The 12,438-nt window shown below is 36.4% G+C and carries 9 protein-coding genes; 4 read left to right on the top strand and 5 right to left on the bottom strand.

The features are described from left to right. Window positions 1–5 precede the first annotated feature (5 nt). The 4 genes from E0765_RS11835 to E0765_RS11820 are packed head-to-tail and all read left to right on the top strand — an operon-like array spanning window position 6 to window position 7,133. The gene (locus E0765_RS11835; RefSeq protein WP_132813436.1) at window positions 6–1,475 is read left to right on the top strand and encodes an ATP-binding protein; all 1,470 of its coding nucleotides are present in this window, start codon (window positions 6–8) and stop codon (window positions 1,473–1,475) included. Then, window positions 1,462–4,134 carry a Z1 domain-containing protein gene (locus E0765_RS11830; protein ID WP_132813435.1) on the top strand — a complete coding sequence of 891 codons (2,673 nt, stop codon included), beginning with the start codon at window positions 1,462–1,464 and terminating at the stop codon, window positions 4,132–4,134. The genes E0765_RS11835 and E0765_RS11830 overlap by 14 nt, the downstream gene beginning before the upstream one ends. Next, entirely contained in the window at window positions 4,121–5,092 is a 972-nt protein-coding gene (locus E0765_RS11825) for a PD-(D/E)XK motif protein (protein ID WP_165921756.1), read from the top strand. Before E0765_RS11830 ends, E0765_RS11825 begins: the two co-directional genes overlap by 14 nt. After that, complete coding sequence (locus E0765_RS11820) at window positions 5,076–7,133, top strand: AIPR family protein (RefSeq protein ID WP_132813433.1); 2,058 nt, start codon at window positions 5,076–5,078, stop codon at window positions 7,131–7,133. The genes E0765_RS11825 and E0765_RS11820 overlap by 17 nt, the downstream gene beginning before the upstream one ends. Here the strand turns inward: E0765_RS11820 and E0765_RS11815 are convergent. Genes E0765_RS11815 through E0765_RS11795 form a run of 5 tightly spaced genes read right to left on the bottom strand, consistent with a single transcriptional unit; the run spans window position 7,125 to window position 12,354 of the window. Continuing rightward, window positions 7,125–8,033, bottom strand: coding sequence for a hypothetical protein (locus E0765_RS11815; protein ID WP_132813432.1), 909 nt, complete (start codon window positions 8,031–8,033; stop codon window positions 7,125–7,127). The two genes, E0765_RS11820 and E0765_RS11815, sit on opposite strands and share 9 nt — an antisense overlap. After that, the gene (locus tag E0765_RS11810; RefSeq protein ID WP_132813431.1) at window positions 8,030–9,742 is read right to left on the bottom strand and encodes a hypothetical protein; all 1,713 of its coding nucleotides are present in this window, start codon (window positions 9,740–9,742) and stop codon (window positions 8,030–8,032) included. Before E0765_RS11810 ends, E0765_RS11815 begins: the two co-directional genes overlap by 4 nt. Further along, window positions 9,735–10,733, bottom strand: coding sequence for a hypothetical protein (locus E0765_RS11805; protein WP_132813430.1), 999 nt, complete (start codon window positions 10,731–10,733; stop codon window positions 9,735–9,737). The genes E0765_RS11810 and E0765_RS11805 overlap by 8 nt, the downstream gene beginning before the upstream one ends. After that, the gene (locus E0765_RS11800; RefSeq protein ID WP_165921755.1) at window positions 10,712–11,863 is read right to left on the bottom strand and encodes a DNA cytosine methyltransferase; all 1,152 of its coding nucleotides are present in this window, start codon (window positions 11,861–11,863) and stop codon (window positions 10,712–10,714) included. The genes E0765_RS11805 and E0765_RS11800 overlap by 22 nt, the downstream gene beginning before the upstream one ends. A gap of 59 nt (window positions 11,864–11,922) precedes the next feature. After that, complete coding sequence (locus tag E0765_RS11795) at window positions 11,923–12,354, bottom strand: very short patch repair endonuclease (protein WP_132813429.1); 432 nt, start codon at window positions 12,352–12,354, stop codon at window positions 11,923–11,925. Between the last annotated feature and the right edge of the window lie 84 nt (window positions 12,355–12,438).

The raw sequence follows: 12,438 nt of genomic DNA, 5'->3' as shown, positions 1-12,438 counted from the left end.
AATACATGAAGAAATATGAATCTGTACTTCCAAATCCAAAAAACCTTATTCATGCACTTCGTGACATAGGATATTCTCTTGAAACCGCCATTGCAGATATTATAGATAATAGTATTACAGCCAAAGCTTCAGAAGTTTGCATAACTGCTCATTTTGAGATGGAAAATAGCTATATTGCTATAGTTGATAATGGAATAGGCATGAATGAAGCACAATTGCGAGAAGCAATGCACTTGGGTTCATTTGATCCAGCTTTTAACCGTGACAGCAAAGATCTTGGCAGATTTGGACTAGGATTGAAAACAGCTTCATTTTCACAGGCTGGGAAATTAACAGTCATATCTGCACAAAATAAAAAATTTTCTGGAAGATGCTGGAATTTAGAGCATATTGCAGATACTGAAACTTGGGAAATAGAAGTTCTACATGGCTCAGATATAAAAAAGATTCAGGAAATAGCATCATTGGCAAATACTGGAACGATCGTACTATGGGAAAACCTTTACAGACTTGTTGATAATAAGAGCAAACGGAAACCTCAAGATATTTTTTGGGAACACATTGAGCTTGCCAGAGAACATTTGGGTCTGGTATTCCATAGATATTTGACTGGAGAATCAGGGCTGAAGAAACTTGCGATCAAAATAAATGAGGATCAGATCCTACCATTTAATCCGTTTGAAGGTGCTGGAAAACCTTATCCAGAAGAAAATTTTTACAACATAAAAATGCAAGCTTATTTACTGCCCCATCATAGTAAAACAACACCGGAACAATATCGGAAAATGGCTGGACCGGATGGCTATTTAAAATCACAAGGTTTTTACGTCTATCGCAATGCCCGCTTGTTGATTTCAGGTACATGGTTCAGACTTATCAGTCAAAGCGAAGCCACAAAACTGGCCAGAGTTCAAATTGATCTGCCTAACTCTGAAGACTATGAATGGTCTATCGATGTTAAAAAATCTCAAGCAGTACCTCCGGAAGCGATTCGAATACAGCTCAAAAGAACAATTGACAAAATTACATCTCAAGCCAGCAAAGTATATATTAAAAAAGGAAAAAAAATTTCAGCCGACAATATCGTTCCGATATGGCAAGAGTATCATCAACATGGGAAAAAAAGCTATAAAGTCAACATTGATAATCCCTTAATTAAAACCCTCTCAAATGAGCTGGATCAACAGCAAAGATCACTGCTGAAAGGGATTTTTGATTTAATAGAAAATGCTCTTCCAATCGATACTATTTATGCAGACATGCTGCACGAACCTGAAAATATCAAACAGGAAGATATCAGTATAGAGCTACTTGAACAATCGGCTGAAAGCTACTGGCATATAATGTTGCTTGCAGGACTTTCTGAAGATGTTATTGCAGAGCGGATGCTTTGCAATGAACCTTTCAGCAAGTACATAGATTTCTCTGAATCGTTTATTAACAAAAAAAAGGGAATTGCAAATGGATGCTCATGATAAACTTGTAAGCCAAGTAATGTTTTTTCTCTCTCAAAATCCAGAGCTTAAAACATCCGAACAAATTCGAGGAGCAATTGTCAGTCTTGCCCCTTTATTTGGCAAACAATTAAATGCAGAAGAGCTAGAATCTATAGCCAAAAAAATAGAAAACCTTTATGGTTTGTCAATGGAAGAAGGGACTCTTATTGTTGGTAAAGAGATCTTTGAAATTTGGTATCCGGATTACAAAACAACTCAAAAGTTCGATCCCTATTTCTGGGGAAGATATCGTAATTTGCTCATGCAAAAGCAGTTCCCTCCTGCTGTAGTCTCAGCAATCGATAATGTAACCGATAAAATTGTCGGTCAATTGGAAAACCCAAACAGGCCAGGCCACTGGGATAGACGAGGTATGATTGTCGGTCATGTCCAATCCGGGAAAACAGCAAACTTCATTGGCGTCGTTAATAAAGCAACCGATGCTGGGTACAAACTAATTATCATTTTAGCAGGCATGCTGGAAAGTCTGCGTTCCCAAACACAAGAACGAATCGATGAAGGCTTTGTCGGGGAAGACAGCGGTAAAAAAAATTCAACCAATAAACGTGAAAAACTCATCGGTGTGGGACACATTGACCCAAATCATTTTCCTCTGACTATGACAGATTTATATAATGATTTCAAATCAAGTCAAAATTTTCAAGTACGCAATTATGAAACAGCAACAGTTTTAGTAGTCAAGAAAAATACTTCAGTGCTTCGAAGACTGAGAGATTGGCTTCAAAATAATAATTCCGATATGCAGGGCAATATTTCCGAATTGCCTTTGCTGATGATTGATGACGAAGCGGATCATGCATCCATCAATACCAATGATGAAGATAAAAATCCTACTGCTATCAATTCACGTATACGCGAAATTTTAAAGCTATTTAACAGAAAATGCTATCTTGCATATACTGCGACACCTTTTGCTAATATCTTCATAGATCCTGACAGCCAAGATGAGATGCTTGAAGATGACTTATTCCCAAGGGACTTTATTATTAGCCTTGATCCGCCAAGCAATTACGTCGGATCAGAAAAAATTTTTAACAGCGGAGACGGTACCGAAATTGATATCGTACGAAATATCAATGATATGGATGATCTGCTACCGCTGCAGCATAAAAGAGAGCATGTGATACCTGCACTTTCTAATAGCCTTCAACAAGCAGTCTGCTCTCACATTATTTCCAAAGCGATTCGAATACTCCGAGGGCAGAATAACAAACATCACTCGATGCTAGTACATCTTTCACGCTACAAAGATGTACAAAAAAGTGTGCATTCGCTTCTTCTGCAATATAAACAAGATTTGGAAAATAATATCCGATACAACTACAAATATTCCAAAGATAGAGCTCTTTCAAATTCATATATTAAAGAATTATATGATGTTTGGGAATTAGATTTTAAACAGCATTATTCTGACTGGCATCAAATTCAAGAAAAACTTCTCGAATCCATTGCATCCATGCAAGTTTTGCTTATCAACGGTGATTCGGATGACAGCTTGAATTACACCGATTATAAAGACGGTCTAAATGTTATTGCTGTAGGCGGAGATCGGCTTGCTCGCGGTCTGACACTCGAAGGGCTCGCAACAAGCTATTTTTATCGCAGTACATCAATGTACGATACCTTAATGCAGATGGGAAGATGGTTTGGTTATCGTGATGGTTTTGCAGATATATGCAGAATTTACCTTACACCTATGACCGAGCACTATTTTACACATATCTCAAATGCTTCTGAAGAATTAAGGCTGGAAATAAAAGATATGTTTGCAGCGGGCTTATCACCAAAAGACTTTGGATTACGGGTACGAAGTCATCCCGGTACATTGATGATTACTGCAAAAAATAAAATGAGAAAGGCACAAACTTTTGTTCAAAGAACTGATTTGAACGGACGTTTAATTGAATCGTACGCCTTGGATTTGGATCCAACCAATAGAAAAAACAACAAAGACCTTCTGTATGAATTCATATCATCTCTTCAAAAGCTTCAGAAAGCCAATCTAAATCAGGAAGATAACTTTGTATGGGAAAAAATTTCCGCATCGGAAATAATCAGCTTTGTACAAAATTTTAGAAATCATCCCGCTTCGCTAATGACATCTACACGGCCGGTTGTAAGCTATCTCAAACAGTCGGCTGAGTACTATCCGCTATGGGATATAGCATTGGTTAATGTTAAAAATGCCAAGGAACGTATCGATATCAATGGCTTGGATGTCGGTATACAAAAACGTTCATGCCCGCAGCAGCTTAATAAAGAATACATAGAAATCAGCAGCAGAAGAAGGGTTGGAAATAATCTTGTGGAAAGAGCAGGCATGTCTGAAACGGAACTTGAAAATGCAGAGGAAAAATGCAGAATTGAATACCCCGAGGGCAAAAAAGAAATTCCCGGAAGGTTCTTGCGTATGTCTAGAATAAAACCGCTTCTTATGCTGCACATTGTCAATGGATACAAAGATATACATGACGAATCAACACTGATGCAAAAAGAACTTGTGGCTTATGGTATTAGTTTTCCAAAATCTGATTCCAGTATCGAACCGGTTGAATTTGTTGTCAATACTGTTTACGCCAAAAACCATTACGAAGGTGATGAAGATGACGAAGATTAATCCCTGGCTCTCTCTGAACGCTTCAGTCAACAGCAAACGGTGTAACGCTGAACACAAGTTCAATTTTTTCTGGGCTATCGATAAAAATAGTGCATATCTGTTTGCAATAGAACACCGAAATCTTGAGGACTGGTCCGCGAAAAAATTGAGCTTATCCGGTATTGAGATCGAACAGTACCAAATTACTGACGGCTACCGGCTGGTACTAAAACTGCACGATAATTCGGACTGGGATCTCTTTTTAAATCTTTGCAACGATCTGCTTTCTGCAACAACTGAATGCGAAAACGAAAAAGCCATGCTTGCAATCGTCCACAACAGACTGCAACGATGGCAGAAGCTGTTTAGGAAAACAGGAAAAAAGCTGTTAAGTACCGAGGAACAGCAGGGACTTGTTGGGGAACTTTATTTTATAAAGAACCATCTGTTCGGCAAGTATCCTGAGACAGAAATATTCTCATTCTGGAGAGGGCCTTACGGCGAACAGCAGGATTTTGGTATTGGAAATACAGCTATAGAAGTAAAAACAAAACGCGGCACAGCTGTATCCTACGTACAGATCAGTTCTGCAGATCAGCTGGACTGTAGAAATACTCAGTGTTTTTTGTATATTCTAACATTAAATGCATCTCCGGGATCAATTACAAAAGCATTTTCTCTGAATGACCTTGCGACAGAGATCAAAAAAATGATTGAGAGCACTGAAGTGCTAGATCTCTTTGAAAGTCTTTTAGCGGAAGCTGGCTATATCGAAATACAGGAATATTCCGAAACCAGTTATGTCGTTTCGCAGGAATCTGTGTATGAAGTCAGAGATTCATTTCCGAGACTGACATCAAATAGCCTCCCGAGCGGCATACACTCTGTACAATATAGAATTGAACTGCTTTCATGCAAACCTTATGAAATAACATTGAATGAATTCAGTACAAGGATCTTGAATGAATCAACGGATTGATATCTTTCGGGAAGATTTTTTACAAAGTATATTCGGAGCAGCCGAAGCACAAGAAGATTTTTTAGAATCAGCTTTTGTTGAGCAATATGCAAAAGAACTGGAAGAATCCGGAGAGATTGATGATGAAGTCCAGCTTTCACACTGGAGCCAAAGAGGTATTAAAGTCGATGCCTATAGTTATAATGAAGATGAAGGGATATTAAATCTTTTTATTTCGGTTTTTGCAACAAATCTTGAAGAAAAAAGTCTTACACAAACCGCAGTTGATCAGGCATTCAATAGACTTAAAGGCTTTTTTACCCAAGCATATTCCAAATATTACTATAGCCAGCTCGAAGAAGCTACATCTGTATATGACCTGGCATATACTATTCATAAAAACAAAAAAAATATTTCCAAAGTTAAATTTTACCTCCTGAGCAACAAAATCCTCAATGATAAAGTTAATGCTATTCAATCATACGAAAATGATGAAATAGAATTTTCATTCCATATTTGGGATATCTCCAGACTTTTTAGAATGGACTCGTCCAATCAAAAAAAAGAAGAAATTCTAATCAACTTCGAGGAAATATCATCCGAACCGATATATTGTCTTCCGGCACATTTAAATACTGATGAATATCAGTCATATCTTCTAGTCGTTCCGGGGACTCTGTTGGCGGGCTTATACGGAAAATATGGCGCTAGACTCTTGGAACAAAATGTCAGGACCTTCCTGCAAGCAAGAGGTAAAGTCAACAAAGGTCTTCGTAATACCATTATCAACCAGCCAGAAAAGTTTTTTGCCTACAACAACGGTTTAACAACAACCGCAGAAGCCATAGAAATCGAGCCCACAGAAAATGGCTTGCGATTGAAAAGCCTCAAAAATTTGCAAATCGTAAATGGGGGCCAGACAACAGCTTCAATCTACAATGCTATGAAAAAAGACAAAGCCCAACTTGATCATCTCTTTGTACAGATGAAGCTCACTATTGTCAAGCCTGAAGAAGCTGAAGAACTTGTTCCAAAGATTTCGGAATATGCCAACACTCAGAACAATGTCAATGCTGCAGACTTTTTCTCAAATCATCCGTTTCATGTACGTATTGAAGACTTCTCCAGACGTATATATGCTCCGGCAACTGACGGCGGGCACAAACAGACAAAATGGTTTTACGAAAGAGCACGCGGACAATATCTCGATGCTCAAGTCAACAAAACAGAAGCCGAACGCAAACGATTCCAGCTTGAATATCCAAAAAGACAACTATTCACAAAAACAGATCTTTCAAAATTCGAAAATGTTTGGCAGGATATCCCTCATATCGTTGCACAAGGTGCGCAAAACAGTTTTGTCAAATATGCATCGGATATAGGAAAACGATGGGAAAAAAGTGATATTGCATACAATGAACATTATTTCAAAACAGCTATTGCAAAAGCAATAATCTTTAAAACTACCGAGACATTGATTTCAGAGGCATACTGGTATGATGGAGGATATCGTGCACAAACAGTTGCATATACAATTGGCTATTTGGATTATGCTATCAAACAACAAAATAAATTTTTTGATTTCCTCACTGTTTGGAATAAACAGTCTGTATCAAATGCAACTGTAGAAGCGCTAAAGCTCATCAGCAAAGCCGTATATGATGAACTGACGAATCCCCCTTCAGGTATCGCGAACATTTCTCAATGGGCCAAAAAAGAGGGGTGCTGGCATAGTATGAAAAAACTTTCTGTCGATCTTCCAAATTCTTTCTTTATAGAACTTATTGATACAGAGGAAGCAAAAGAAGATGTAAAAGAAGCAAAAAAAGTTCAGCGTATTGATAATGGAATTGAAGCACAAAAGCTTGTTTTTAAAATTGCTGAGCAAGGAAAATGGTGTGAAATTAAGAAATTTGGGATCGATAATGAGATGTTGACTGAACAAGAAGTTGAGTTAATGGAAATTGCCTGCTCAATACCTAACAAAATTCCATCAGAGAAACAGTCGCTAAAAATCATACATACTTTTCATAATTTAGAAGACATTGGGCTGTCAGTCTAAATATTTATTTTGTTCATCAATTTTCAGCCATGCAGAAGAAATTGTTTTAACATTAGTAAAATTGGTACCGCTTGAATAATCATCAGCATAATCTTTTGAAGGTGCATATACTAGTGCTGTATCTGGGTATTTTTTATGTACCTTATACATCCCCATAGCTTCTATTTTTGGTCCCAATGAACATAATAAAATATTGTAATTTTCAAGCAACGGCTTAATTTGTTCTTCCAATGCAGTGAAAACTTCTTCATGTGAAAAAGAATTTACTTTAAATATTTCCTTCTTAGAAATCCCTTCAAACTCTGTATTATAATCCAAAGGTAATTTAGTTTGGTGATCGGTACCCAAGCCTATCAACATAACATAGGGTTCAAAATAATTAAATAATTGATATACTCGTTTGATGTCGTGGCCTAGAATCACAATCAGTGCCGTTTTTTTCTCAGGGTACATAATTCCACCATGTTGTAAAATCATTTGTGGTTTAGATGGATTTTTGGTTAAATTTTCCCCATGGGTGAATGGAGAATAATATGTGACTTCATAATTTGCTACTTTTTGATCCATAAAATGCAACATCGTGAAAATTATATTTCTCGGCATTGTAGAAATATTCAAGATTACTTCATCAGTGGATGTTAAGTCTTCTATCTTGTTGGCTATAGCTTTCCATGTCTCGAGATAATTCTTAAAGGAGAAACTTGCCTTTTTCAACGTTACATCATTATTATTGACGATGCTTTCTAAAGTGTCTACATATTTTTGCGTTTTTGTAAAAAATTGCTCATCTAAAAAATAGAAAAAATATATCTGTTGAATATCTGGATGGTTTTTTAAATCATTTTTTAAGCTTTCTGCGAAACGATCCTCCCAGCTAACAAACGTAATATATGTATTCATAGGTCAAATTCCCCTTGAACATATTTTTTTTGACCATTTTCTTTATGAGAATAGCTTGCATCTGTCATCATTTTGTAAAATGTAGCAGCAACAAAATTTTTTCTTCCATTTTGACCCACAGGGTCTAATGCCAAAGATGGCCATAAAATCCGATTTGGTGTATACCACATTGTTCTTCCGCCTTCATGGTCAGGCCCAATTCTAGTATAAATCAATCCACCACGAATACCTATTTGGAGTACTTCTTTTATTTCATCACAATAAGGACTTTTATCCAAATCATGGATAGTGAATGATAATATTTTTTTTTCTGTTCCTGAAGGATCAAGTAATTTGATTTTGAGATATTCTCCAAAACTTTCTAGTACTCGCTGAAGCCTTACGGTATGTTCATTGGTGCAGTCTACAATTTTTACAGATAGTTCATTGATCTTATCCCACGTTTTACTGCTTTCTTCCAGCAATGTTTCATATTGAGTTTTTGGTGAAATATATTGTACCGCTTGCTGATTTTCTTTCTCTTTTTCATACATTACACTACAAGGGACCAGTAGATTCCTGATGACGCCAGTTGAAATATTTGTTAATACATCAAAACCTGTATAGGCTAGTCTTGGTTTATTCGCTTTATGCTGTTCAGAATAAAGCCTAAAATAGATGGCCCTAATAAATTTAGATGCATTTGCTTGTCTTTGTTCTTGAGTCCATTGCTCTCTTTCAGGATAGTGGCCTCCAATAAACTTTTCCTTGATTGATTCAAGCTCTACTTGGAATCCGCTGTCAATAGGAAAAAAGTCATATGCGTCTACTTGAGTAAGACCAAAAACACGTAAGCGTCGTTCAATGATTTTTTTTGCAAATTGTACAAAATCAGATTTCCCTGAGAAAAAATCACGCTCTAGATCTAACATAATATAATCGTGATTTTCAAGAATAACATTGTTTCTTGATGTTAAGAAACTATACTCATTTGTTGATGTAATGGCAACTTTAAAACTAACATCTGAAGTATCTCGATAGGAGATCCAGTTGTTAACACTAAGTTGTTGTGAAGTACTTAACATCTGCCCATCATCAATCATGAACATAAAATGAGTATGCTTTAAAATAGGTACTTCTTTAAAAACTTCTATGAGAGGTTTAATAAGTGATGAATATGTGTATGCTGAAGAAATAAATTGTTCAGGGGATCTATCTAAATGTCGTTGAGTATTAACTAGATTTTTTCGGATCCATTTATGGAAATCTTTTAAGACATTTTCTTCAGTAAGCTGGGCATCAAAATAAAACTCTATTTCCTCTTTTATACCCTGAAGATCACTGGAAGAGAAGGGGCTATTCTCAAGTTGTAAAAATGTGTTTAACAACCTTTCTGCCATAGTTAGAACCAAAATGTGCTCAGACATTATTGAGATTTGGAAGCTGTCATCATTCAATCCAAAGTCTAACCGTTGAAAAATAGGGGTCATGCATGAAACATATATGCCTATTTCAGAATAGTTCTTTACTTCTTCATAATTATGTTTAATTTGAATCGGAAAAGAGTGATATCGCATTAACATGCTTTTTCCCGACCCTCTATATCCCAAAATAAAAACATTTTTGTGGCTTTTGAAAATTCGGGAGTGTTCATTGTCAATAAACATTTTGTAAAGCAATGTGTCATCAATATTAGTTGCAGCTTCATGTATAAAAGGGTTATCAAACATTATTTTTATTCCCTTTACAAAAATGTTTTATGATTGTTAAAATTTCATGAATAGATGCATCTTTATCACTACTCTTAAACCCTTGGCATTCTAAATTACTTAGCTCAAGCTCTGTCAGTTTTGTATCAATATCAATTGGATCAAAAGACTCTTTTTCTTCATAAAAAGCCATTTTAACAATAACTTTTCTCAATTTTTGAATATGTTCACTGTATTGACCACAATAAATTCTTTCAAAATTTAGCTTTTCAATTCGCTTGTATGTGATTTTTAGCAGAGCTTCTAACTCTACTTCTGAATACTCATTGACTACTATATCATATTCGAGAACAATATTGTTTTGAATAATTGCCGGCTTTTTTAAAATTGATGCATATTGGTGGTATACGATGCTGTCTTGCGCAATTAATCCTTTTTCAATCATATAACGTGAAGTTCTTTGTGGCCCTTCAGCCAGCTCATCAGCAAATCGAACCAAGGATGCAATATTAGGGCTTTTAATTTGATGTCCATAAAGCTGATCATGATTTAAAGTAGACAAAGTGTCACCTAGACCACCATGTGCTTTTGCAATATCAATAATTACTTTCATTTCTGAGCGATCGATATGTGGAAACTTGGTCGGATTAAATACTTCGGTTAACCTTCTTTCATGTCCGGCTCGGCCATGGATATTACCAATATCATGAACTAATATTGCCATGCACAAAACATATAACTCTAACGGCGAATACGTTTCGTATTTTTGGTCATCAGATTCAAAAAAATCTTCTAGCAAACTGTACGCATTAAGCAAAACATCTTGGATATGTATTTCACCATGATCACTTAAATTAGGTTCAATTTTTCCTATATTAGGATAAATTTCTTTGCAAAAATCATCTTTGACTACCTGATAATTTGTAAGAAATTTGTGTGAATGAGAAACTGCATCGCCAAGTGTTTCAAGAGCAGTTTCACATGCTTTTTCTATTTTAGTAATTGGCCACATTCTTTATTAGCTTCCGTATATTTTTTTATTTGTTCAAAAATGGTTTTTGCCAAAAGTGGTGGCACTGCGTTACCGACCTGTTGCTGTTGATAACTATGCGGACCTTCAAATATAAAATGATCCGGAAAGCTTTGAAGTCGTGCCGCTTCACGCAAAGATAGCCCTCTATGCTCCCATGGGTGAATAAGCATGCTTTTCCGGTAATTAGCTATAGTGACAGCAGGCTCATTTTCCAACAGCCGTTTATAGATACCGCTGTGAGTATGTTTCGTTGAAGTGTAAGAATCCAACAGACCTTTTTCTTTTGCTGCTTCCCAGTTTGAGCCTTGCGGGATCACTTTGTAGCGTTCAATAATATGCGGCTTGCTAGCAGTTACATAGTTCTGCTTAGCTTTGTGAAGCTTACCTCTCATGAATTTTGCATAGGCGCTATCTGGCTTAGAGCGATATGCACATTCATCCAGCATTTGGCCATTGTCTAGTTTAGGCAAATCAGCCAATGCTTCTCCTACAGTAGTGAGAGGACGTTTTTTTAAACTGCTGAAATCAAATTTTATACCACCGCTTTGCTTTTTGTGCCCAACAATAAAAAAACGCTTTCTTCTTTGAGGTACACCAAAATCTGCGGCATCCAGAAGAGTAGAACTTGTTACATAGGCAAGTTTATTTGGATCACCAAAAGGATTCTGTAAAGCTTCTTCAACTTCTTTTGCAAATGTACCGCCGTTAAAAGATTTGAATCCGGCAACATTTTCAAATAGAAACCATTCCGGCTCAAGTTCTTGAACAAAGCGAAGATATTCTTTAAACATCCAGTTGTTTGGATTATCGAGATTGCGAGTTTTGGTATTAGCTGTTGAAAATCCTTGGCAAGGTGGACCGCCAAATAATATAAAAGGGTATTTATCCGTATGATCAAGCGGATCGACTAAACGAATATCTTTTTGCAAAACGTTTTCTGCAATTTCGGAATGGTTTCTTCTGTAAGTAGCAGCGGCATATTGGTCAAATTCTACAGCCATAACTGGACTAATACCAGCCATACGAGCTCCAACGCTTAGGCCCCCGGCCCCGCTGAAAATATCGACTGCTGTAAATCTTCTACTCACCAAATTACCCCATCCGACCATAAGTAAACTTTCTTACAAGAAAGTTTACTTTTTCTATGCTGCATAACAGCTGAAATATTTCATTTTGTTGTTTTTTGCAGTTTCAAAGCATCTTCTATTCTCAAAAGACAATTTTCCAAATCTTTTTCAATTTCCTTTTGCCAGAAACGTAGCACTATCCATCCTTCTTTTTCAAGAGCAACAGCAACTTCTTTATCACGTTCAATATTCCGTTCAATCTTTGGAATCCAATACTCTTGATTGGTTTTTGGAATATATTTACTCTCCAACAAATACTTTCCATGCCAAAATTCACTATCGCAAAAAATAGCAATTTTTTTGCCTAAGAAACAAATATCTGGTTTGCCAAAGATACCTTTACAGTTCTTTCTATAGCGATATCCGCGTTCCCATAAAGCTTTTCGAAGCTTGATTTCTATAGATGTTTCAATACTGCGGATACGCGACATATTTTCAGAACGAGTCATGTGTTGTTTTTGTTTTTTGCTCATTGTTTCATCCAGCTTCTAAACGCGTCATGCAATGCTAATGTAAAATGGTGCACTGTCCCCTTATTTATAGTCTACTTTACAGTA

Origin of the sequence: Sulfuricurvum sp. IAE1, assembly GCF_004347735.1 — a bacterium.
Classification (GTDB): Bacteria; Campylobacterota; Campylobacteria; order Campylobacterales; family Sulfurimonadaceae; genus Sulfuricurvum.
The sequence above is the reverse complement of the archived record's forward strand: the minus strand, read 5'-3'. Positions and strand labels throughout refer to the sequence as shown.